This is a genomic window from Paenibacillus sp. FSL K6-2441, from assembly GCF_037964765.1.
GTDB classification, from domain to species: Bacteria; Bacillota; Bacilli; order Paenibacillales; family Paenibacillaceae; genus Fontibacillus; species Fontibacillus phoenicis.
In genome coordinates, this window is sequence record NZ_CP150174.1 from 671,197 (window position 1) to 695,418 (window position 24,222).

A 24,222-nucleotide genomic window follows, 5' to 3' on the forward strand; every position below is an offset into this window, starting at 1 on the left:
CAAAATGGAGAACGAGGAGCAACACGAAAACAACAAGCCGAATAACATCGAAAACATCATCCAAGGCAAAAAACAACCCCGATTCCGGGCAGTCAGGCAGAAGGCCTGTCCGCCTCAAGGAATCGGGGTTGTTTGCGTTTCAGATTTTTTTCTTATTGCGTCGTTTCGCCTTCGTCGCCCTTATGGCTTAGCGCTTGCACGGCTTCGGAGGAGACGGCGTCTGAAGCCTTGGGTGTCATCGGCAGCGGATCATGGCCAACGTACGGACGCGCCCTCCGCGGTTTGCGGCTGTTGAGGCGGAAACCGCCGAGAAACAGCAGCAGCTGTGCCCCGAGTAGATATGGGGCAAGCCAAGAACCGGCCCAATGTCCTACGGCCAGCACGGCGATCAAGGCCGCTAGCAGCCGGGCCGGTACCGCGTTAACGTGCCGGTTCCGCCCGCCCATCACGGCCAAGGAAAGCATGAGCAGCGCAAACCAGGTCGAGGCCAGTTGCATCCAGTCGAGCGCCAATTCCCGCGCGCTTTCGCTTCCCGCACCGCTGGAGAGGCTTGTGTCCAGCAGGTGCCACAACCAGAGCAGTGAGATAAAGAAGGCGGCGGCGAGCACTCCCGGCAAAACGGGCCGAAAAATGCGCCATAGCCAGCTTCCCCAGCCAGGGCCTTCCATTTGGCGGAGCAGCTTGTCCCGTTCGGCGATCAGCGTCTCGCTTTCCCGCTCGATGGTTCTCAGCAGCAGAGGCAGGCGAGAGGCGTCATCATCCTCGGTAAACGCGGAGATTTGCGCGAGCACATTTTCGCTGACATAAGGCGCGGCCCGGCAAGCCAGCAGCTTGTCCCGCAGGGCGCTGGGGTCCGGGAGCGTTGACGAAGATGATTCCGTTGCAGACATCAACGACCCCGCAGCTGCCGCATAGCGTTCCAAGGTCGAGTTAATGTAATCCAGCCGGATTCGCTCGTCCCGAATGAGTTTGTTGCGCGATGCGACATAAAGTGCAAGGAACGCAGACAATGCCAGAAAGGCAGCCAGCGCGGCATGATCAGGGCTCTGTAGCCAAGAAACCCATTCCGACAGTGACACGGCGATCACCCTTTCCATATTCCTCCTTTCACTATTGCACAGGTGCCGTTCGGATTCAAGCTTGAGTCAGGAGTTTTGTAAATATGATATACTTGAAAATTGGTGAAAACTTACACAAAAAAACGGCAGGCGGAGGGAACGGCATGAATGAACAACAATCGGGGGCCGATGTGAAGATCAGATACGAAGCGCCCGAAGTTACGGATTACCTGAGGCTTCGTGAACTAGCGGGAATGAGTCCGCGCAGCGCAGAAGGAGCAGAGATTGGCCTAAGCAACTCCATCTTCGCCGTCTCGTTGTACGATGATGCGGGATTAGCGGGGATGGGAAGAGTCGTGGGAGATGGAGGCTGCTTTTTGCAGGTGGTGGACATCGCTGTGCGCCCGGATCTTCAGGGAAAGGGCTTAGGCACATTGATCATGAGCGAAATTATGGGGTTCCTGGAGCAACATGCGCCGCCTTTAACTTATGTCAGCCTGATCGCGGATGTGCCGGCAGACAAGTTGTACCGGCGTTTCGGCTTCGAATATACCGCTCCTGGCGGACTGGGGATGTATTGGAGACAACGATAGCGTGAGCAAGGGGAAGGCTTGCAGCAAGTGAAGCCCTCCGGTGAGTAAAGGGCAAAGGAGATGCCATCGGATTGACTACGACAGTAATTGAAATTTTTATGATCGCGATTCTGGCGGGGATCGTGGGCTCGATTCTCGGATTGGGCGGCGGAATTATCGTGACCCCTGCGCTGACGCTGCTGTTTGGCGTGGACATCAACCATGCCATCGGGGCGAGCATCATTTCCGTCATCGCCACTTCAAGCGGATCGGCGGTGGCGTACATTCGCGACCGGATCACCAATTTGCGGGTCGGCATGTTTCTGGAGATCGCCACGACGGTCGGGGCGATTACCGGAGCATTTATCGGGGCGTTGATTGCCCCGCGGTTTTTGTATATTATTTTTGCCTTACTGCTGCTCTACTCGGCCTATGCCATGATCAAAAAAAGCAAACAAGAGGTTCCGGAAAACGTTCCGCTGCATCCGGTGGCCGAAAAGCTGGGGCTGCAAGGGGAGTATTACGACAAGGCGCTGGGCAAGACCGTCGCCTATAACGTAGACCGTGTGTACGAAGGCTTTGGAGTCATGTACGGTGCGGGCGTCATTTCCGGGCTATTGGGCATTGGCAGCGGGAGTTTTAAGGTGATGGCGATGGACGTGTTTATGAAAATGCCGCTGAAAGTGTCGAGTGCCACCAGCAATTTTATGATGGGCGTTACGGCGGCGGCCAGTGCGGGGATCTATTTGCTCCGCGGGGACATAATTCCGGTGATTTCGGCTCCCGTTGCCCTGGGCGTTTTGATCGGAGCCACCGTCGGTTCACGCCTGATGCAGCGCATGAAGAGTAAAACGATCCGCAAGCTGTTTATCCCGGTCATGGTGTACGTGGCGTTTCAAATGATCTATCAAGGATGGAGGGGCTGACATGGGCGACCATAACGAGACAACGCAAAATCGCACCTTTGAGATTGAGACGGCCATCAGCAAAATGCTCCGGGTTGGCGTGATCCTCGCTGCCGCTGTGATCGTAATTGGGCTCATCCAGTTTTTGGTCACGGGCGACAGCGGATACCCGGGGGATACGTACCCTACCAGCTTTGGCGCGATCATGTCCGGCTTACTGGCCTTGAAGTCGGTTGCGGTCATCCAGACCGGTTTGCTGCTGCTCATTTTGACACCGGTATTTCGGGTGTTCGTCTCGCTCTTTTTGTTCTGGGCGGAGAAGGACTACCGGTACGTAGTTATTACTGCCATTGTGTTTATCATCTTGATCCTGAGCTTCGCTTTGGGGAAGGCGGGCTAAGGGAATCAGCGGGAATCTGGGGCTTTCTGACCGCGCGGCGGGGGAAGCCCTTTTGTTTTTGGACTTGCGGGGGCAGGATGATTATAATGTAAGCAGCAAAACTTGGGAATCGCATCCAACAGCGAAGAAAGGGCGTACCGATAGATGAAGATCGTATTATTTGGCGCAACGGGCATGATTGGAAAAAGAATCGCGGTGGAGGCGCTGCAACGCGGACATGAAGTGACGGCAGTGGTCAGAGATCCGGCGCGGGCGGCCGAAACGGGGGTGACTGATCTCGTTCCGACGGATTCCAAAAGGGCCGGGCATTTGATCCTGAAGGAAGGGGATATTTTGGTCCCCGATTCCATCGCCCGGCTGGTTCAAGGACAAGACCTTGTGATCAGCGCGTATGGGCCGCGCTTGGGGGAGGAGGACGAGCTCCTGGAAGCCACGCGTTCGCTGATTGAAGGCGTAAAGCGCGGCGGTGTCCGCCGTCTGATCGCTGTGGGCGGAGCAGGCGGCTTGGAAGTTGCTCCAGGTGTGCGGCTCATGGACACGCCCGAGTTTCCGGAGGAGGTGCGGCCGTTGGCCCGGGCCCATGAAGAAGCGCTGAACCTCTACCGGGCGTCGGACCTGGAGTGGACGGTGTTAAGTCCGCCGGCGCTCATCGAGCCCGGGAAGCGCACAGGGATGTTCCGCTTAGGGTTAGACCGTCTGGTCGCCGACGAACGGGATCACAGCCGGATTACGGCGGAGGATTACGCAGCAGCCCTCCTGGACGAAGCGGAGGACCCGTATTATATCGGCACCCGTTTTACCGTAGGGTACTAGGTTAGATGGGGGAGGAGAACCAGTGAAATTCGTGACATCCGAGCAAATGCGTGCCGTCGACCGCTATGCGATTGAGCAGATCGGCATTCCGGCGGTCGCGTTAATGGAGAACGCCGGGCGGGCGATTGCCGAGGAGGTGCTGCTTTTTTGCCGGCAACGGCGGGAAGGGCGGCTGCCGGAGCGCCCCGAGGAGACGATCCGCGAGCGTCCAGCTGGTGCGGACAGCTTGGACCGGGATCTGGGCAGCCCGCCAGCGTGGCCGGAAGAGCATTGGCTGATTCTCATTGGCAAGGGAAATAACGGTGGCGACGGCCTGGTGTGCGCCCGCCATTTGGTGGATGCGGGCGTTCGGGTGAGCCTGCTGTACGCCGAGGAGCCGGAGCGACTCGGCGGCGAAGCTGCGCTGCAGCATGCGATCGCTGCAGCGCTGGGGCTGCCGGGCGAGGTGTACACGCCCGGCGCGGTCGCGGCGGCCCGATCCCGCGGGGTGACGGGGATCGTGGACGCCTTGCTGGGCACCGGGGCGAAAGGAGCGCCCCGGGGGGCCTACGCCTCCCTGATTCGGGAGGCGAATGAGAGCCGGCTGCCGATCGTGGCAGCCGACATCCCCAGCGGGCTGGATGCCGATACCGGCGCGGTACACGACCCGTGCATAGAGGCCCGGATCACCGTCTGTCTCGCCTTCTTGAAGGCGGGGCTGACGCAGTATCCGGGCGCGAAGGCGGCGGGGGACGTGATCGTCCGCTATATCGGCATTCCCCGCGCGCTTCCGCCGGGGATGGCGGAAGCCGGGGTGCTGCTCACCGAGGAGTCGCTGCGCGGCGAGCTCGGGGTGGACCCGGGGCGGCGGCGCGAGGCCGACGGCCACAAGGGCACGTACGGGCACGTGCTGCTGGCGGCGGGCAGCCTCACGATGAGCGGCGCCGGCTTGCTGGCCGCCAAAGCCGCGCTCCGCGCCGGCAGCGGCCTCGTCACGTGGGCGCTGCCGGAGGCGCTGCTGCCGCAGGTGCTCGGGGCCGTGCCCGAGCTGATGCTGGCGCCGGCCGGCGGCGAAGCCGGCGCCTGGAACGCCGCAGCGGCGTCCGAGCTGCTGCGGCTGCTGGAGGCGCGCGACGTGCTCGCCATCGGCCCGGGGCTGGGCCGCTTCCCGGGCGAGGACGGCTTCCTGCGCGCCGTCTGGGAGGGCGCCCCGCGTCCTCTCGTCGTGGACGCGGACGCCCTGAACATCCTCGCCGCCGCGGGCGCGCCGGCGGCGTGGCCTCGCCGGGACGCGGCGGCGATCCTGACGCCGCATCCCGGCGAAATGGCCCGGCTGGCCGGCCTCTCCACGGCCGAGGTGCAGCGGGACCGCATCGGGCTGGCGCGGCGCTATGCGGTTCAGCACGGCGTAACGCTCGTGCTGAAAGGCGCGCGCACCGTGGTAGCGGCCCCGGACGGCCGCGTGTTCGTCAACGTCACCGGGCACCCCGGCATGGCGACCGGGGGCTCGGGGGACGTGTTGACCGGCCTGATCGCCGGGCTGCTCGCCCAGGGCCTGGACGCCGTGCAAGCGGCGGCGTTCGGCGTGTACCTCCACGGCCAGGCCGGCGAGCGCGCGGCCGCGGCCCGGAAGGGTAACCCGGCGTCGCTCATCGCCGGGGATATCATCGAGGCGCTGTAACCCGCTGCGCCTTTATGCCGCCCGCCGCCGGATTGCCCTTCGGCGGCGCGGTTTGCATTGACTTTTCAAGCAAATATTGATAGCATCGTTTTAAAATTTAGGCAAATGGCCGGGGTTCGCGAGAAAACGAACCTCCGTCGCAGATAAGGGGAGAATCCGATATGAAAGTGACGATTATTAACGGCAGTCCAACACCAGGCTCCCGGCTAGGGGCCGTCATTGCGTTGACGGAGGAATTGCTGCGCGGTGAGGGCTTCGAAGTCAGCCATGTGAACGTGGTGGAGCTGCCGCCGGAGGATTTGATCCATACGAAATTTGAAAGTGAAGCGATCGTCAAAGCGAATGCGCTGGTCGCCGCGGCGGACGCGGTGGTTGTCGCCAGCCCCGTCTATCAGGCGTCGTATACCGGCGTGCTGAAGACGTTCCTTGATCTCGTGCCGCAAAAAGGCCTGGCCGGCAAAGTCGTGCTGCCGCTCTTTATTGGAGGCAGTCTGGCGCATCTGCTGACGATCGATTATGCGCTGAAGCCGGTTTTGTCCGCGTTGGGCGCACGTTATATTTTGGGCGGTGTGTATACGGTGGACGCCCAGGTAGCACGCACCGAATCCGGCGGCTTCGATATTGCCGGGGAGCTGCGCACCCGGCTGGAGGAGAACGTGAAGGAGCTCGCCCGGGAAACGCGCCTGCGCCAACAGTCTTAAGCCAAACCAAAAGAATCACGGCAACACATGTTTGGATTGCGGAGAATCCAATATCGCCGGCACCGGGAAGCTTCCTGGGGCCGGTTTTTTTGAGATTTTTGATGGGAATTGCCGTCCCGCTATTCATGGATCGAAGGGATCTCGAAGAAAACGGCTTTCTTCTGGCCGCAGCCAACGACGCAAACGGACAAAACATGTTACAATAGGACAAAAGGTATATCTGCTCGCAATTGTCGAAGGGGGATTTTTGGACATCATGTTGAAATTGGTCTTTTTCGTAGGAGTCGCTGGAACGGGGAAAACGACGGTGGCTCGCAAGCTGGCAAGACGGATGCCGGCGGCTTTTTTGGATCGGGATACGGTGGGCGGCCGCTGTGTCGAGAAGATTCTGGCGATGAACGGTCTGGACGTGAACGACCGGGATTCCGATTTTTACAAGCAGCACCTGCGTGACCTGGAATACGATACGACGCGGGACATCTGCATCGAAAATTTGGCGGCCGGCCAAAACGTATTTATGATTTCCCCGTTCACGGCGGAACTGAAGAACAAAGACTGGATCGAAACGCTGCTTCAAGAGGCGGGTCTCACCAAGAAGGAAGTGGACGTGAAGGTGGTTGTCGTGACGCTCAAGGACATGGAAACCCAAAAGGAACGGATTATCGAGCGCTGTACGGACCGCGATACGTGGAAGCTGGAGCATTGGGACGATTTTAAGCACCGCGTGCAATTCGTGCCGGAGATTAATTGGGACATCCCGTCTTCATCGATTCTTGTGTTCGACAACAGCGGCGAACTGACGGAGGAGAAAGTGGACGGCATTTACCAATTTATTGTTGGGGAACAAAATTAAGCTAAAGGCATACATCATGCCCTTCCTGAGATCCGGTTGATTCCGGACAGGAAGGGCTTTTTTGCTATAGCGTGTTGTACGCTTGTTTTCCGCTGGAAAAATACACAAGCCCTCCCAACTGATTTATAATAAAACAACATAGTTCACCAAATTGGCGATTCTTACGGAATCACCCGCACTGGAGGTATCAGGATGTCCGTCATGACCGCTATTTTCAAAAAATACCGCATCGCCGCCATCTCCGCGATAGTGATGCTGCTGATTGAGCTGGCAGTGGAGCTGGTTCAACCGCTGATCATCTCGCGGATCATCGACCACGGGATTCGGCAGCACGCAGTGTCCGTCGCCTGGATTTGGGGCGGGGTGCTGATGGGAAGCGCGTTGGCGGCATTTCTCGCCGGGATCGCCAGTTCCTTTTTCGCCTCGCATGTGAGCCAAGGCTTCGGGTACGATCTGCGCGACAAGCTGTACGAGAAGGTGCAGTCTTTTTCGTACGAGGTGTTTAACCGATTTGCTGCTTCGTCGTTGATCACCCGGCTGACCGGGGATATTACGGTGTTGCAGGACGTGATCTTCATGTGCCTGCGCTTTGCGTCACGGGTGCCGCTGATTGTTGTCGGGAGTGTGGTGATGGCGCTGGTCGTGCATGTGAAGCTGGGGCTGCTGCTGACGTTGACCGTTCCCGTCTTGCTGGCGTTCGTCCTGTGGATGATCCGTAAAGCGTCCGCTTTATTTCGTACGGTGCAGCGGCGAACGGATAATGTGAACGGCCTGATCCAGGAAAATTTGACCGGCATGCGGCTGATCCGCGTGTTCGTCCGGATGTCGCACGAGATTGGGCGCTTTGAGCAGCGCAACCGCGAGCTGCGGGAGGGCACGGTCGCCGCTTTGAAGCTGACGGAGACGACAATGCCGTTCCTGCTGTTTATCATGAACGCCGGGATCATCGCGGTGCTGTGGTTTGGCCGAATCGAGATTGCGGACGGGGGCGCCAGCGTTGGTGAAGTCGTCGCCGTGATCAACTATTCGCTGCGTACGATTGGCGCGTTGTCCGCGTTGTCCTGGATCATGAGCTCCTTGTCGCGGGGAGCGGCATCCGCCGGTCGGGTGCGCGAGGTGCTGGAGGAGAGCGATCCGGTAGGCGAACGGGAAAGCCGCGCAGGAGGGGCAAGCGGTGCAGATGCGGAAGGAGAGGCGGCGCCGATCCAAGGCCGCATTGAATTTCTCGAGGTCTCGTTCCGCTACCCGGGTCGCGATGTGATGGCGCTGGAGCGGATTTCGTTTACGGCGGAGCCGGGACAGCGAATCGCCATCCTGGGGGCCACCGGCTCAGGGAAATCATCGCTTGTCCAGTTGATTCCAGGCATGTATGAGCCCACGGAAGGTACGATCCTCATCGATGGAACGGACATTCGCGAGTTGGATCGGAAACGGCTGCGCCGTTCCATCGGTTATGTGCCGCAGGAAGTGATGTTATTCTCTGGTACGATCCGGGAAAATATCGCCTGGGGGCGCGAGGACGCTACGCTGGAGCAAATCCAGACTGCAGCCCGGCAGGCGCAGATCCATGACACGATCGAGCGGCAGCCGCAGGGTTATGAGACGCGGCTTGGGCAACGCGGCGTGAATCTGTCCGGCGGACAGAAGCAGCGCCTGTCGATCGCCCGGGCCTTGGTCCGCCGCCCAGCCATCCTCATCCTAGACGACAGCACGAGCGCGCTGGACGTCCGAACGGAGGCGGCCTTGTTGAAGGAGATCTCGCGCTTGTCCTGCACGACGCTGCTGGTGACGCAGAAGATCAGCTCCACAATGACGGCGGATCTGATCCTGCTCCTGGATGACGGGCGGTTGATCGCCAGCGGCAAACACGAGGAATTGCTGCAGCATTCGGAATTATACCGGCGGATTTGCGAATCCCAGCTAGGAAAGGAGGCGGAAGCTCATGCCGTTCAAGACCTTCACTGAACCGTTCCGGCATCCGTACCCGAAGCTGGATCCACTATCACAGGTTGCACAGCAGGGCGGAGGCTCCCGGCAGGATCCAACTCCTGCGGCGACTGCGCCTCGCCGGCCCGGCCATGGCGGTGGACCCGGCAGCGTACGGCCCAAACTGCGAGCGAAGAATTGGTCCGGCACGCTAAGCCGAATTTGGAGTTATCTATCTGCTCACAAAGCCCGGCTGGCCGCGGTCCTGCTGATGGTTGTATTCAGCTCAGGATTAGCGTTGTTGGGTCCTTATCTGGTTGGGGTGGCAATCGATGAGTACTTAGAGGCCGGCAGCGGCCGGCCGTGGGTGCTGTTTCTCATCGGACTAACGCTGGTCTTTGCAGGGTCGTCGCTCACCTCCTGGTTACAAAATATCTGGATGATCACCATTGCCCAGGAGACGGTGTACCGCATGCGTTCCGAGCTGTTCGCCCAGCTGCACCGGCTGCCGATTCCGTACTTCGGCAAGCGCCAACAGGGCGAGATTATGAGCCGGTTGACCAATGATATGGACAACGTCAGCTCAACGCTAAACAGCTCGGCGATCCAAATTTTCTCCAGCGTGCTGACGCTGGTCGGAACGCTGACGGTCATGCTGTACCTCAGCCCGCTGTTGACGCTGCTGACGTTCCTCGTCGTGCCGCTGATGATGGTCGGGATGCGTTGGATCACGAAGCGGACGGGGCCGCTGTACAAGCGGCGCCAGCAGGATCTCGGCAACCTGAACGGCTACATCGAGGAGACGTTGTCGGGGCAGCGGATCATCAAGGCGTTCTCACAAGAGCAGCGGGTGCTGCAAGGCTTCCGCGAGCGTAACGGTGCGATCCGCAGCTCCAGCTTCTGGGCGCAGACGATTTCCGGCTTCATTCCAAAGCTGATGAACGGGCTGAACAACCTTAGCTTTGCGATCGTGGCAGGGATCGGCGGGGTACTGGCCGTGCGCGGGAGCGCCGGAGTGACGGTTGGGGTGATCGTTGTGTTCGTTGAGTATGCGCGGCAATTTACCCGACCGCTGAACGACCTCGCGAACCAGTGGAACACGCTGCTGTCGGCGATCGCCGGTGCGGAGCGGGTGTTTGAGGTGCTGGATGAGGAGATCGAAGCCAGTGATGAACAAGGGGCCGTGGAGCTGTCGTCCGTTCGGGGCGAGGTGGTCTTTTCCAATGTGTACTTCTCCTATGAAGAAAATAAAAACGAGGGCGGCGATACGCTGGAGGGAATCAGCTTTACCGCGAATCCGGGCGAGACGATCGCTTTGGTCGGGCCGACGGGGGCCGGCAAAACGACGCTGATCCAGCTGCTCTCGCGCTTCTACGAACCGTCCCGGGGGACGATCACGGTCGACGGACGCGATATCCGCACGATCCGGCGCGACAGCCTGCGATCGCAGATGGCGTTTGTGCTGCAGGATTCGTTCCTGTTCCAGGGCACGATCCGCGAGAATATCCGCTTTGGCCGTCTCGATGCGACCGATGCGGAGGTGGAGGAGGCCGCCGAGCTGGCGAATGCGCATTCCTTCATCGTGCGGATGCCGGGCGGCTACGACAAGGTGCTTGGCGCAGACGGCGGCGGCATCAGCCAAGGGCAACGGCAGCTGCTGGCCATCGCGCGGGCGATTTTGGCGGATCCTTCGATCCTTGTGCTGGACGAGGCGACCAGCAGCATCGATACCGTAACGGAGATCAAAATCCAAGAGGGCCTGCAACGCCTGATGCAAGGAAGAACCAGCTTCGTGATTGCTCACCGTTTGAATACCATTCGTCAGGCTGACAAGATTCTGGTCCTGAAGGAAGGCCGTTTGATCGAGCAGGGCTCGCATGAAGAGTTGCTGCGGCGTCGCGGATTCTATTACAGCTTGTACCACGGCGGCTTGGACGCAGAACAAGAGGAGGGCGACGCCTAATGGAGTGGAACGCCTATCTGCGGCGGATCATGTTGCAGCGGGACGAGGTGCCGACGTTTGACGACTATCCTTTCCATTTACCGGCGGTCTCGTCGCTGGGGCAGTTGGAGTTCCACCCGAAAGTCACGTACATCATCGGCGAAAACGGCATGGGCAAGTCCACGCTGCTGGAGGGCATCGCTGTTGCTCTGGGATTTAACCCGGAAGGCGGCACGATGAACTTCAGTTTCGCGACGGCTGAGACCCACTCTGATCTGCATCGGTATCTTCGAACCGTAAGGGGGCCGATGCGGCCGCGGGACGGCTTCTTTTTCCGGGCGGAGAGCTATTATAACTTGGCTTCGGAAATCGATCGGTTGGACCGGGAACACAGTTTTGGCCCACCTATACGCAACTCCTATGGCGGGAAATCGCTGCATGCGATGTCGCATGGCGAATCATTTTTCGCTGCGTTTATGAACCGCTTCAGCGGGTACGGTCTGTACATCTTGGACGAACCGGAGGCGGCGTTGTCTCCGTTCCGGCAGATGGCGATGTTGTCGCGGATCCATGAGTTGGTCGGACGTCGCTCCCAATTTATCATTTCCACGCATTCGCCCATCCTGATGGCCTATCCGGACAGTCTCATGTATCAGCTCACGCCGGACGGGATCAAGAAAACCACGCTGGAGGAGACCGACCATTATATCATCATGAAGGAGTTCGTCAATCGTCGGGAGGGTATGCTAAGGGAGCTGCTGCGAGAGGAGTAAGTAAAGGGTTATCGAGCAGCCGGCCGTTTCGTCTACCCATCCCGCGTTCCCGGCACCATTCATCATTTAAGATTTTTTTGACTTATCGATGGTGTGTAACTATAATAGTTACAGGTGAGAATGTAGACTTCATGGCAATCCATTTGATAGGAGGAGTCTTGGATGAAGATTTTGGTGACAGGGGCGACGGGGCAACTCGGCGCCAAGGTGGTTGAAGCGCTGCTGGCTTCGGTGCCAGCAGAACAGCTGGCAGTGAGCGTACGCGATCCCCAGAAAGCTAGTGCGTTAAGCGAGCGCGGCGTGGACGTGCGACAGGGGGATTTTGATGATCCGGCTTCGCTGGACACGGCTTTTGCCGGTGTGGAACGGCTGCTTATCGTATCCACGCAGGGTGACAACGATACGCGGACTCGCCAGCACTTGGCGGCTGTCGCGGCGGCAGAACGTGCAGGCGTTAAGTTCATCGCCTATACGAGTGTGGTGAATGCTGCAGCGAACCCGTTGGCGTTAGCTCCCGTCCATAAAGCGACCGAGGAAGCGATTGCGAAAACGGGCATTCCGTACGCCTTCTTACGGAACAACTGGTACATCGAAAATGAAACAGGGACGATCCAAGGCATTTTGGCAGGAGCCCCGCTTGTAACTTCCGCTGGAGACGGCAAAGTTGGCTGGGCGACGCGTGAGGATTACGCGCAAGCCGCAGCAACGGTGTTGGCTGGCAGCGGCCATGAGAACAAGATTTATGAGCTGTCGGGACCCGTGCTGACGCATGATGAACTGGCGAAAAAGATCGGTGAAGTTCTGGGCCGTGAAGTTCCCGTCCAGCATGTTGACGATGCGGCCTATGCGGAAACGATGCGCGGTGCGGGAGTGCCGGAACCGGTGGTTCCGTTCCTCGTCTCCATCCAAAGCGCGATTCGCGAAGGTGCGCTGGACGTTCCGAGCGGCGACCTGGAAGCTTTGCTGGGCCGGCCGGTAACTCCGGTCGTGGACGCCATTCGCGGCATCGTAAAAGAACTGCAAGCCTAATGACGAAAATCCCTGTTCCGGGAGTGGAACAGGGATTTTTTGCGTTCAGCGGCTTTCCCATTGGAGCTGACGCCGGCGGGTCAACTGCAAAAGTGCAGTTGATTTTCCGCGAAACCGGCTATTTTTAGCGGCTGAAATGTAAAAGTGCATTTCATTCAGGATCAAATCCGTGGAAAGAGGAGTTTTTACCGGATTTAAGCTGCACTTTTACATTTGAACGCCCTAAATCGAGCCAAAATAACGAAAATGAACTGCACTTTTACATTCCACCTGCGACTAGCAGGGGATGTGGCAATGCGATTATGCGAGTAGTCACTCTGCGACTAGCAGGGTATGCGACATTGAGACACTTCGGCTATGTGAATATACGACTCAGCAACTATGCGACTCTGCTACTAGCGGCCATGCCATTAAGCGAGTATGTGGCTTTGCATCTATGCGATTTTGCAACTCTGTGACTTTGCGAATATTCGACTTTAAGTCTATACAAAACTCTGCAACTCTACAGCTACTTAATGCCTTTCCCGCCCATCGGGCGGAGCGGAATCGACTCCACGCCGGCGATCAACGGCATGGCCCGCTGAATCATTGCCCGCGTGGCTTCATCTTGCAGTGAGGCGTCGTGGGCTTCCTTGCTGCTCCAGACCTCGGTGACCCACACGGTCTCGGGCTCCGTCTCCGAAACGTTTACTACATACAGCTCACAGTCCGGAGCTGCCCCCGCACCCGCAGCGGCTTCCAACAAGATGTCGACCAACTGGTCGCGCGTCCCGGGTTGCGCCTTGAATTTGGCGTACATGCCGAACTTGTCCACCGGCCATCCTCCTCATCTTTAGTTAGAAGAATTATCTCCTACCCCTACTCGGTTTGCAACTCCCAGGCGGAATCCCCTCCTTACCCTCCATGATATAATTAAATAAAATATCAGGGCGAAGGAGTGGAACGCATGCCAAAAGTGGTATTGGCCGGGGGGACGGGGTTTGTTGGACAGGCGTTTGCGAGGCGGTTTCGGGAACTGGGGGCGGAGGTAAAGATCATTTCCAGACAGGCTCCCCATATCCCTTGGGAGGATCAAAGCGCCATTGTGGAGGCGTTAGAAGGGGCAGACCTGCTGATCAATTTGGCCGGCAGATCGGTAAATTGCCGTTATACGCCGGAGAACCGGCGTCTGATCTTAAACTCCCGGACGGAAACGACACGCCAGCTTGGGGAGTGCGTCCTGGCTTGCCGCCGTCCGCCGGCGTTATGGATCAACTCCAGCACGGCAACGATTTACCGGCATGCAGAAGACCGCCCGATGACGGAGGAGGGCGGAGAAATCGGCACGGGATTTTCGGTGGACGTTGCGAAGGCGTGGGAGGAGGCTTTTTTTGCCTTTGACCTCCCGGCTACAAGGCAAATCGCCTTGCGGATCGCCATCGTGCTGGACGACGGCGGGGTCATGGCCCCCTTGCGGAACCTGGTTCGCTTTGGACTGGGCGGTGCTCAAGGATCCGGCCGTCAGCAGTTTAGCTGGATTCATATGGAGGACCTGTTCCGAATCGTCAGGTTCCTGCAGGAGCACCCTGAGCTGGACGGCGTGTTTAACGCATCCGCTCCGAACCCGGTCACGAACCGGGAGTTGATGGCCAGCCTGCGCCGGGCGATGGGCGTTCCGATCGGCCTGCCCGCACCGCGCTGGTTGCTGGAGCTGGGCGCACGTTTCATTCGCACGGAAACCGAGCTGGTGCTGAAGAGCCGCTGGGTGTTGCCGGAACGGCTGCAACGGGCGGGATTTACCTTCCATTACGATACGCTGGAGAAAGCGCTGGAGGAAATTGTAGGTCGAATGAGGGGCTAACATTTAAGAGCATAAGAGAGTGTGGAGTGCCGAAATTTTTCACCCCTGGTGCCGCGATTCTTCTCCTTATGTTTTGAGAGCGCTAACATTACAATGGGTTTAATCAAAGCAAGGGGGGAATCAAACAAGATGAAAAAATGGATATCACTATTGTGCAGCGCCGCCATGCTGATGGTATTGCTAGCTGGTTGCGGCGGGGGGAATGAAGCTTCCGGCAGCGGAGATAATGGTGGAGAGAAGGTAAGCATCTCCATCTGGCATAACTGGACAGGCCAAGACGCGAAAGCGGTGGCCATGCGAAAAATTATCGAGGACTTTCGGGCCCAGCATCCCGAGATTGAAGTCATCGACGAAGGGCTTCCGACTGACGGGTTAAAGACTCGGCTGCGGACGGTAGCTGCGGCCGACGAAATGCCGGACTTGTTCGTCATGTGGCCGGACGCCATGACGAAGGAATTCGTGAAGGGCGATTTGCTGCAGCCGATCAATGACGAACTGGATGCCAATCCGGATTGGAAGAACAATTTCATTCCGAATGCGCTGGACGGCTACACCGTGGACGGAAAAATCTACTCCGTGCCGATGAACCTGGCGCCAAGCTCGTTTATTTTCTACAACGATGCCCTGTTTAAGAAATATAACGTCAAAGTACCGGAAACGTGGGAAGAGCTGGAGACGGCGGTCAAAACGTTTAACGACAACGGCGTCATACCGATCGCGCTGGGCAACAAAGCGAACTGGGTCGCACAGTCGACGTTCTTTAGCACCGTGGCGGACCGGATTACCGGTACCGATTGGTTCTTGAAGGCGGTTGCCCAGGACGGAGCGAAGTTTACGGATCCTGAGTTTGTCGAAGCGCTGACCACGTTCCAGAAGCTTGGTGAAATCAAGGCGTTCCAAGACGGCTTCAACAGTATCGATGAAACGCAAATGATGCAGCTGTACTTCCAAGGGAATGCCGCAATGGTTGTAAACGGCGGCTGGGCATTAGCAAACCTGGTGAACAACGCACCGGCGGAAGTGCTGGATAACACGCATATCACCATCGTTCCGACAATCCCGGGAGGCAAAGGTGCGCCAGACACCACCTCGGGCGTCGTAGGTACCGGTCTCGGGGTTAGCAAGAAGCTGACCGGAGCCCGGAAAGAAGCGGCGATGAAGCTGTTCTACGCCTTGGCAGGTCCAGATGGACAAAAGGCAACCTTGGAGAGCAGCACGCTCGTCAGCTACAATATCGAGCTCGACAAGAGCAAAGCGCATCCGCTGTTTGTTGAACTGTACGATCTGATCCAACGTGTGAAGATTGTTCCGGTTTACGACTCCAAGCTGGGCTCGGCCACGGTTGAAGTGGTGAACAACGGGCTGCAGGAGCTGCTGATGGGCGGCAAGGCAGAGGATATCGCCCGCAAAATCCAGGATGCACAGGCTGCATCGGTAGCCGCCAATTAAAGCGAACCCCTTCCCCTCAGGGGAGGGGGATTATTTTTCCTCTTAAGGATGTGAGAAAGCATGAACGCATTGCGCAGCAAGAGCTTTATCATCACCGGACTGCTGCCCGCGCTGGTGATTTACTCGCTGTTCGTCTTCGTGCCGGTGATCTGGTCGGCCTACTACGGCTTCTTCAACTGGTCGGGCATCGGCGAAGCGAAATACACCGGCCTCAGCAATTATGCGGAAATCCTGCGAGATCCCATATTCTGGCGGGCGCTGAAAAATAACATCGTGTTCGTGCTGGCCTCGGTGTTCGGACAAATTCCACTCGCTCTCGTGTTGGCCGTGCTGCTGCACAAGAGCAACCTGCTGCAGCGCTTCCTGCGCTCAGCGGTATTTTTGCCGATGGTGTTGTCCACGGTGGTCATCGGGATGATTTGGCAGTACATTTATCACCCGCAGATTGGGATTCTGAACTTTTTGCTGGATGCATTGGGATTGTCCAGTTGGAAGCTGGATTGGCTCTCGGACGGCAAGATTGCGATCTATTCGCTGCTGCCGCCGCTGATCTGGAGCTACGTTGGATTGTATCTCATCATCTTTATGTCCGCGCTCCAGAACATTCCGGGCGAGATTCACGATGCGGCTAAAATCGACGGCGTCTCCGGCGTCCGCAAGCTGCTAACCATCTCGCTGCCGATGATTAAGAACACGGTGCAGGTGGCGGTTATTCTATGTATTTCGGGCAGCTTGAAGTCCTTCGACCTGGTGTACATCATGACGAAGGGTGGACCGGCGCATGCGACGGAGCTGCTGGCGACGTATATGTATAACTCCACGTTCTCGACCTACCGGTACGGGTTCGGGAGTGCCATTTCCACCAGCATCATGATCATTAGTTTGTTGTTGATCGGAACCAGCCAGTGGCTGACCAATCGTAAAAAGGATGCCGCTTAAGGAAAGGAGGAACCATGAACTTGAACATCAATACAACCACAACGTTATCCGCGAAAAATACAGGGGTTGGCGGCGGCGGACGGGTGTTAAGGAAGACAGGCCGCACTTTGTTTTGGGGGCTGTTGACGCTTTATGGCGTGATCACGCTGTACCCGTTCTTATGGCTGGTCATCAGTGCGTTTAAGACAAATGAAGATTTCTACGTCCGGCCCTTTGGACTCCCGCAGGTGTGGCATGGCGACAATTTCACGCGGGCCTGGGAAAGCTCGCGGCTGGGCACAGCGTTTGGCAATTCGGTGCTCGTGGCGATCGGCTCGCTAGTGCTGACGTTGTTTATCGCCGCACTAACCTCGTTTATTCTTGCCCGCTTCCAGTTCCGATGGAAAGGCGGGGTACTGACCTTTTTTGTGATCGGGATGCTGATTCCGATTCATAGTACGTTGGTTCCGTTGTTTATTCTCATGAAGCAGATGTCGTTGCTGAACACGTATTGGGCGTTGATTCTGCCTTATACCGCCTTTGCGTTGCCTACAGCCGTGTTCGTGTTGACGGCCTACCTGACGAGTGTACCGCGTGAGCTGGAGGAGGCGGCGTTTATCGATGGGACCGGTCTGTGGGGGTTATTTTTCCGCATCATGCTGCCGATGTCGGTTCCGGCTTTGGCGACGGTGACGATTCTTAGCTTCCTGCATTCCTGGAACGATTTCTCCTTCGCGCTGGTGTTCATCAACAAGACGGCGCTCAAAACGTTGCCGCTGGCTATCGCCAACTTCGCTGACGGTTATCAGACGGATTATGGCTTGTCGTTCGCGGGGATGACGCTGTCGGTTATCCCAACGATCGTCCTCTATTTGCTGTTTCAGGAACAAATGATGAAGGGGATGACGGCCGGCGCGGTGAAAGGATAAGGGAGGAACATCCTACACCGAAGCAAAGGGGGAGCGCAAGATGTTGCATAAATGGTTGACTACGTCGCTTCAGCGCAAGCTGTCGGTGGTTGTTGCAGGGTCCATGATCGTGCCGATGTTGGCCTTGGGGCTGTTCGCCTTTGTGATCTCTTCCAACATTACGGAGGAGAAAACGAAGCTGACCGGCAGTGACATGCTGAAGCAAATGGACGCCAATTTGCGCTTTATGCTGGAGGATATCGAAACGTTATCGATCTTCCTGATTGGGGAACGGGATCTGCAAACTTATCTGGCTGGTCCGGACGACGACGAAGCGAAGCGAACGGAGCTGGTCGGGCGAATGACCAATTTGGCGGCCTCCAAGCCTTATATCGCGAATATCGCGATCTATCCCGAACGGTTCGACGCGCGGCTATCAACGGCCACCTGGTATGAAAATGAGCTCCCCGAGGAGGCGGCGAAGGCCATTGCCGGCGGGCGAAAAACGTGGTCCGGCGTGTACGAAATTCGCGACTATGCCGGGATGGAGCAGGTGATCACCTTGTTTCGGCCGATCCGCAGCATCTACGATTTTCGCCGGCTGGGTTGGCTGGCGATCAGCCTGGATGAACAGGAGCTGGCCCGCAATCTGGAATCGCCGGAGTTTGGTCAAGGGATGGGCAAGGTGGAACTGGTCGGGGGAGACGGGACGATTCTGTCCTCCGCCGACAAGTCCAGGCTGGGCCGGCCGCTGGATGACTATGCGCCCGGCCTGTTCGCATTGCTTCCGGGTCGCTCCCCGGAAGGAGACGGCGTGAGTGAGCCGCTCCCTGCAAGTATGAACATCAGCGGTAGCGTAATCTACGGCGAAGGGGACGGCAAGTCGACGGTGCTGTACCGTCATGAGCCCTTAACCGGATGGATGCTGGTAGGCAGCGTCCCTTACGACCAATACCGGGCGGAGAATCGCTACATCCTCACGTTAACCGCCGAGGTCGTTGGTGTGTCGGTGCTCGTGTGCACGCTGCTCATTTGGTTTACCGTTCGCCGGATTACCCGGCCGCTGCGCGTGTTAACCCGTCATTTGTCGCGGATCGATCCAGAGCGGCCTTTGCCGCGTTTTCCGGCGACCTCGGACGATGAGATCGGGCGGTTGGGTCATAGCTACAACATGCTTGGCGCGCATATCGAACGATTGAAGCGCGAAGTGATCCGCGGCGAGGCTCGCAAGAAAGAGGCCGATTTGCGTGCATTACAGGCGCAGATCAATCCTCATTTTTTATACAATACGTTGTCTTCGATCCATTGGATTGCCCTGATGTCAGGGGAGCGGCGCATCGCCGATATGGTCGAAGGGTTAAGCGACTTCTTGCGGATCAGCCTCAATCAGGGCAAAGATTACTGCCCGGTCGAACAGGAGGTAGCCCATATCCGAAATTATGTGCGCGTCCAGTCGATCCGCTTCCCCGATAAATTTACCGTCGAGTATTTCGTAGATGAGACGCTGAAGGACAAGTGGATGCTGAAGCTGCTGTTGCAGCCTTTGGTGGAAAATGCCTTGATCCATGGGATTCAAAAACGCGAAGGGATCGGTACAATCACCATCTTCATACAGCCGGAGGGAAAACGCATGAACGTAACGGTCATGGACGACGGGCTTGGCATGAACGCCGAGCGTTTGCAGGAGGTACGTCAATCGCTGCTGCTGCCCGCAGCTGACGGGGAGGAGAACGGGCGGTCAGGGATGCCCGGAACGGCCTTGGCGGAGACGACGGCAACGGCGGTTACGGACGAAGCAGCCCCAACAGCGGCAACCATGGCAATAACGGCAACTGCGTCAACAGCGGCAACAACAGCTACGGGGTTGTCTGCCGGATACGGGCTGCGCAACGTTAACGAGCGGCTGCTCTTGCATTACGGACGAGAAGCCGGGCTCTCAATTGACAGCCGGGAAGGCGAGGGCACGCAGGTTTCATTTTCCATTCCGATCATGGAGGAATCGCCATGAATGTATTGATTGTAGATGATGAGGTTATTATCCGGACCGGGCTGGCCAGTGTCATTTCCTGGAGCGAGCTTGGACTAAATCTGCTTCAGCCGGCTGCTTCTGCAGAGGAGGCGCTTGAGCGGCTGGAGGTGGAACGGCCGGATATCTTAATCACCGACATACGGATGAATGGCAAAACCGGCTTGGAGCTGGCGGAGGAAGCTGTGAGACGTTTGCCTGGGCTGGAAGTGATCATTTTATCTGGATATGGGGATTTTGCCTATGCCCAACAGGCGATTCGCCAGGGCGTTAGCGATTACCTGTTAAAAACGAGCAAACCGGAGGAAATCATCCGGACGGTGCTCCAAGCCAAGCAACGGTTGGTGGAGCGTCGGGCCGAGGATTCCCGCGCACATCGGCAGGCCAGGGAAGAACGGCAGCGGCAGCTGTATAAATGGGTGATCGAAGGTGAGGCGGGAGCGGCTCCTGCGGATCCCAAGCATGCGGGTTCGAGTCAGGATCTGAAGAACTCCGGCCATCCGGGGTACCGGCAAGTGCTGATTCTATCCGCCGGCGGCTGGGGCCAGGAGGAGGAGGCCGATTCGCTGCTGCGGTTTGCCGTTCAAAATATGCTGGAGGATCTGCTGCCCGGAGCGGCGGTGTTGATCCATCAGGGGCGGATCGTTTGCGTGACCGGACCCGAACCGAGCGCGGTACATTCCAGCGGCCAGCGGTTCAAGGGAATGCTGGAACGTATCGAAAATTTGCTGAACTGCCAGCTGCGCTTGGCCGCCGGCGTACCCGTGGAGGATCCGGATCAGGTGCATCAAAGTTATGTGACTGCACAGGCCGCTTTTGCTTACCATGATCTGCTCCCCGGCGCGAAGCTGCTGGATTACCAGGCGTTCGCGGATCGTAAAGGCGGGAAGACGGTGATCACACAAGAAGAGGAGAACGAGCTCGGCTCGATCTTATTAGAGCAGGATCGGATGGCGTTGCGAGCTTGGACACACCGGCTGGCCGACGAGTTGGTCGCAGATCCGGAATGCACGCCGGAATCGTATCAAGCCTGTTTGCAGTCGGCGGCCGTTGCGGCGCACCGCTGGCTGGAGCGTACGCTCCGGGCGTTAGGGAAGGAAGGGGCCGCACGCTTCGCGCCTTGGCTGCAGCAGCACATCGGAGGTGCGAAGCTGAAGGATGAGCTGTTCCGTCATCTGCATGCCGTCATGAGCTTATATCACGGTCAACTTGGTGAGGGGCAGGCTTCCCATGTGCAGCGGGCCAAAGCTTATATGGAGTCCTGCCCGGCAGAGGAGCTAAGCTTGCAGCAGGTTGCGGCCTATGTGCACCTGCATCCCAGCCATCTCAGCGAGCTGTTCAAAAAAGAAACCGGCAGCACCTTCGGCGATTACGTTACCGCCTTACGAATGCGCCGGGCGATGGAGCTGCTGGCTGTATCACCGGCAAAGGTAAGCGAAATCGCCGGACTCACCGGATACGAGGACGTGAAATATTTCAGCCGGCTCTTTAAGAAGCATACCGGCAAGACGCCAAGCGAATTTCGCGAGGAGGCGCCGGGAGGAACGATCCGGCAAGCTTAACGGCACGGAAGGGTTATCTGTCGATACTACATCTCATCAGGAAAAGAGGGACGATTTATGATCATATCGGGACCATGGAAGCTGCAACATTTTGAGATTGGTGAGAAGCCGCCCTTGGAGCTGGCCGCCCCCGGCCTGGACGATCGCTTCTGGATCGAGACCAACGTCCCGAGCGACGTTCACTCGACGCTGCTCGCGCGTGGTTTGATCGATTCCCCGTATTACGGACACAACGATGCGAAATGCCGCTGGATCGAACGGAAGGAATGGTGGTACCGCACGACGTTTGAGTTGGAGGCCATGCCGGGGGAAGCGGAGAGAATCGAGCTCGTATTTGAAGGGTTGGACACGTATGCGTCCGTCTTTGTCAACGGGCATGAAATCGGCTCAACCTCCAACATGTTCCGCTGCTATACATTTGATATTACGCGGATCGTCCGTGAGGGGCGGAACACGATAGCGGTCCGTTTTGATCCGCTGTATTTGCATCATCGGGACAAAGAGCAGCTCGAATGGTCCTCGTATACGAAGGAGCGGCAATGGATCCGCAAGGCGGCGATGAATTTTGGCTGGGATTGGGGGCCGCGGATCGTCACGACCGGGATCTGGGGACCGGTTCGGTTGGAACGCCATAAGCTGGCGAAGCTGACAAGCGTATATGCCGCAACATTATCCGCGAGGGCGGAGGAAGCGGTGATCCAGGTAAGCGCAGAAGTGGAAGCGTACCGCTCCGGGACGGCGGCGGTGGCCGTCGCCCGCCTGCTGGACGCGGAGGGCGAGGAGGTCGCGTCCGCTACACTTTCGGTGCTGGATGCGGGAGAGACCCTTGTAGGCAGACAAGCCGCGCTAAGGCAGGCCTTCCCGAACGCGATCCATACGAAAGGGGCCGCATCGGCCGAACTGCGTGTTGCCTGCCCACGGCGATGGTGGACGCATGACTTGGGCGAACCTTATTTGTACACGTTGCAAGTGACGCTTTTGGCCGGTGATGAAGAGATTGACCGTTACGAGCAGCCCTTTGGCATACGGACGCTGGAATTATCGCTGCAACAACCTGACGGCAGCCCTTCGTTTGCTTTTATCCTTAATGGCATTAAGGTTTATGCCAAGGGAGCCAACTGGATTCCGGCGGATCATCTGATCGGATCGATTCCGGAGTCGACGTACCGTGGATTAATCGAACTGGCCGTGGAAGGGCAAATGAACATGCTGCGCGTATGGGCGGGCGGCATTTATGAGAAAGAGATTTTTTACGAGGAGTGCGACCGGCGCGGGGTGCTGGTGTGGCAGGATTTCGCTTTTGCTAATGCGTTGTTTCCGGACTTCAACCGTGACTTTATGGACAATGTGCGGCAGGAAATTATCGATAACGTCAAGCGGCTGCGGAACCGGGCTTCGTTGGCGCTATGGTGCGGCAATAACGAAATCGACTGGCTGTATGACATGAAGTCGGCTGCTGGGGATATTACCGGGGATTTTTTTGGAGAGACGATTTATCATGAGCTGATTCCTGGCTTGCTGGCCGAGCTGGATCCGTATCGACCGTATTGGCCTTCGTCGCCGTATGGGGCGCAGGATGGGTATGATGCCAACGATCCAAATCATGGGGACCGCCATAACTGGCAGGTGTGGCATGGGTCGGTGTATCCGCGCATGCAGGGCGAGAAGCCGTTGCTGGATTACAGCATCGAGGGCGTCACGTTCAAAAATTTTAAAAAAGACTTTGCCTTGTTTAGCAGCGAGTTTGGCATGCACGCTTCCGCAAACCGGTATACGCTGGAGAAGAACATCCCGGAGGGGCAGTTTACTTGGGGGAGCGCCGAGATGGCGTACCGGAACAAGGATACGAATCACCGCAAAGGGATTTTGCTCATGGAGGGCTATACCGGGATTCCGCAGGATATCGAGGAGTATATGAATTTCTCCATGTTAACGCAGGCCGAAGGGCTAAAATACGGGATCGAGCATTATCGCCGACATCGTCATCGGAACAGCGGTGCGCTGGTGTGGCAGCTCAACGACAGCTGGCCGGGGACGAGCTGGTCAATGATCGATTACGAGCTGTTGCCGAAGGCTTCGTATTACTATGGGAAGAAGTTTTTTCATCCGGTGCTCCTGTCCCTGGAGCATGAACCGGGCGAGCCGCTGCGCGTGTGGGTCGTGAACGACACGCTCGAGCAGCTGGAGGGGACCGTGACGTTAACGGTACATCCTTTGGTTTGGCAGGACGGAGTGGCCGAAGCGGCGGAAGCATCAGAAGATGCGGGAGACAGGGGCGCTCGTCAGTTTACGTTTACGGCGATGGTGCCGCCGCAAACGGCGCTGCTGCTCGGAAGCTTGGATGAGGCGGAGGCGCTGGTGGGTTTGGCGCCGGAGGAGGTGCTGGTGGAGCTGAGCGCCGCCGGGTTCAGCGCACCGGTGAACCGCTACTACCTGCGCGATCCGAAGGATATCCGACTACCTGCGACCGAGCTGGACGTGCAGGTGGACGAAGCAGAGCAGACCGTCACGGTCACCGTCTCCGGCCAAGCTATCGCCCGTCTGGTCAAGCTGGAGATGCCGCTAGGCCAGGTCCGCTACAGCGACAACTACTTCGACCTGCTGCCGGGCGAGAGCCGGACGGTGCGCCTCCGGCATCCGGGCGGCTTGCCGCTGCCCTGGGCGGCGCTGCGAGTCGGCGCCCTGAACGCCGCCGCCGGGCCGGGCAAGCGCTATGGCGGGCGGCTGCGGGGCACGTTACTGCGCCCGCGTAACGGAACGAGAAGACCTTCCGTTAGATTTTTTTAGCGGCGTTTTTTCGCAGAATAAGCGCACTACGTTCCGTTACACTTGCCCGCCGCCCGCGGCGCAAAAAAGGGGAACGCCTCCACATCTTGTGGAGGCGTTT

General features: G+C 58.0%; 20 protein-coding genes. 18 read left to right on the forward strand and 2 right to left on the reverse strand.

Annotated elements, in window-relative coordinates; all coding sequences use genetic code 11:
• Positions 1–152: 152 nt before the first annotated feature.
• Positions 153–1,088 carry a hypothetical protein gene (locus NSQ80_RS02820; RefSeq protein WP_198136169.1) on the reverse strand — a complete coding sequence of 312 codons (936 nt, stop codon included), beginning with the start codon at positions 1,086–1,088 and terminating at the stop codon, positions 153–155.
• A gap of 134 nt (positions 1,089–1,222) precedes the next feature.
• Here NSQ80_RS02820 and NSQ80_RS02825 point away from each other — a divergent pair, with 134 nt between their 5' ends.
• From NSQ80_RS02825 to NSQ80_RS02875, 11 genes are all read left to right on the forward strand, one after another.
• On the forward strand, positions 1,223–1,651 hold the full coding sequence (locus NSQ80_RS02825; RefSeq protein WP_009224003.1) for a GNAT family N-acetyltransferase: 429 nt from the start codon (positions 1,223–1,225) through the stop codon (positions 1,649–1,651).
• 71 nt (positions 1,652–1,722) lie between these two features.
• Entirely contained in the window at positions 1,723–2,556 is an 834-nt protein-coding gene (locus NSQ80_RS02830) for a sulfite exporter TauE/SafE family protein (RefSeq protein ID WP_009224004.1), read from the forward strand.
• A 1-nt stretch (position 2,557) separates the two neighbouring features.
• Complete coding sequence (locus NSQ80_RS02835; protein WP_016313680.1) at positions 2,558–2,935, forward strand: DUF1634 domain-containing protein; 378 nt, start codon at positions 2,558–2,560, stop codon at positions 2,933–2,935.
• 144 nt (positions 2,936–3,079) lie between these two features.
• Positions 3,080–3,748, forward strand: coding sequence for an NAD(P)-dependent oxidoreductase (locus tag NSQ80_RS02840; RefSeq protein ID WP_323078911.1), 669 nt, complete (start codon positions 3,080–3,082; stop codon positions 3,746–3,748).
• 22 nt (positions 3,749–3,770) lie between these two features.
• Complete coding sequence (locus tag NSQ80_RS02845) at positions 3,771–5,408, forward strand: NAD(P)H-hydrate dehydratase (protein WP_260071373.1); 1,638 nt, start codon at positions 3,771–3,773, stop codon at positions 5,406–5,408.
• Positions 5,409–5,569: 161 nt separating this feature from the next.
• Positions 5,570–6,109 (forward strand): NADPH-dependent FMN reductase, encoded by a 540-nt coding sequence (gene ssuE / locus NSQ80_RS02850; RefSeq protein ID WP_009224008.1) that lies wholly within the window; start codon positions 5,570–5,572, stop codon positions 6,107–6,109.
• 256 nt (positions 6,110–6,365) lie between these two features.
• Positions 6,366–6,962, forward strand: a complete 597-nt coding sequence (locus NSQ80_RS02855) for an AAA family ATPase (protein WP_036644450.1) — start codon at positions 6,366–6,368, stop codon at positions 6,960–6,962.
• A gap of 192 nt (positions 6,963–7,154) precedes the next feature.
• On the forward strand, positions 7,155–8,927 hold the full coding sequence (locus NSQ80_RS02860; protein ID WP_323078913.1) for an ABC transporter ATP-binding protein: 1,773 nt from the start codon (positions 7,155–7,157) through the stop codon (positions 8,925–8,927).
• A complete protein-coding gene (locus NSQ80_RS02865) occupies positions 8,905–10,851 on the forward strand; it encodes an ABC transporter ATP-binding protein (RefSeq protein ID WP_339301279.1) in 1,947 nt (648 codons plus the stop codon). Before NSQ80_RS02860 ends, NSQ80_RS02865 begins: the two co-directional genes overlap by 23 nt.
• Positions 10,851–11,603, forward strand: coding sequence for an AAA family ATPase (locus NSQ80_RS02870; RefSeq protein ID WP_009224012.1), 753 nt, complete (start codon positions 10,851–10,853; stop codon positions 11,601–11,603). The genes NSQ80_RS02865 and NSQ80_RS02870 overlap by 1 nt, the downstream gene beginning before the upstream one ends.
• A gap of 162 nt (positions 11,604–11,765) precedes the next feature.
• Positions 11,766–12,632: an SDR family oxidoreductase gene (locus NSQ80_RS02875; RefSeq protein ID WP_323078915.1), complete on the forward strand. Its 867-nt coding sequence runs from the start codon at positions 11,766–11,768 to the stop codon at positions 12,630–12,632.
• A 508-nt stretch (positions 12,633–13,140) separates the two neighbouring features.
• On the opposite strand, the gene NSQ80_RS02880 is transcribed toward NSQ80_RS02875, so the two are convergent.
• Positions 13,141–13,446: an antibiotic biosynthesis monooxygenase gene (locus NSQ80_RS02880; RefSeq protein ID WP_009224014.1), complete on the reverse strand. Its 306-nt coding sequence runs from the start codon at positions 13,444–13,446 to the stop codon at positions 13,141–13,143.
• A 132-nt stretch (positions 13,447–13,578) separates the two neighbouring features.
• Here NSQ80_RS02880 and NSQ80_RS02885 point away from each other — a divergent pair, with 132 nt between their 5' ends.
• From NSQ80_RS02885 to NSQ80_RS02915, 7 genes are all read left to right on the forward strand, one after another.
• The gene (locus NSQ80_RS02885) at positions 13,579–14,472 is read left to right on the forward strand and encodes a TIGR01777 family oxidoreductase (RefSeq protein WP_260071368.1); all 894 of its coding nucleotides are present in this window, start codon (positions 13,579–13,581) and stop codon (positions 14,470–14,472) included.
• A 129-nt stretch (positions 14,473–14,601) separates the two neighbouring features.
• Entirely contained in the window at positions 14,602–15,921 is a 1,320-nt protein-coding gene (locus NSQ80_RS02890) for an extracellular solute-binding protein (protein WP_339301282.1), read from the forward strand.
• 60 nt (positions 15,922–15,981) lie between these two features.
• On the forward strand, positions 15,982–16,860 hold the full coding sequence (locus NSQ80_RS02895) for a sugar ABC transporter permease (RefSeq protein WP_009224017.1): 879 nt from the start codon (positions 15,982–15,984) through the stop codon (positions 16,858–16,860).
• 83 nt (positions 16,861–16,943) lie between these two features.
• A complete protein-coding gene (locus tag NSQ80_RS02900) occupies positions 16,944–17,768 on the forward strand; it encodes a carbohydrate ABC transporter permease (RefSeq protein WP_050769714.1) in 825 nt (274 codons plus the stop codon).
• Between the two features lie 40 nt (positions 17,769–17,808).
• Positions 17,809–19,755: a sensor histidine kinase gene (locus NSQ80_RS02905; protein ID WP_323078921.1), complete on the forward strand. Its 1,947-nt coding sequence runs from the start codon at positions 17,809–17,811 to the stop codon at positions 19,753–19,755.
• On the forward strand, positions 19,752–21,335 hold the full coding sequence (locus NSQ80_RS02910) for a helix-turn-helix domain-containing protein (protein ID WP_323078923.1): 1,584 nt from the start codon (positions 19,752–19,754) through the stop codon (positions 21,333–21,335). Before NSQ80_RS02905 ends, NSQ80_RS02910 begins: the two co-directional genes overlap by 4 nt.
• Positions 21,336–21,392: 57 nt before the next feature.
• Entirely contained in the window at positions 21,393–24,122 is a 2,730-nt protein-coding gene (locus tag NSQ80_RS02915; RefSeq protein WP_339301286.1) for a glycoside hydrolase family 2 protein, read from the forward strand.
• Positions 24,123–24,222 lie beyond the last annotated feature (100 nt).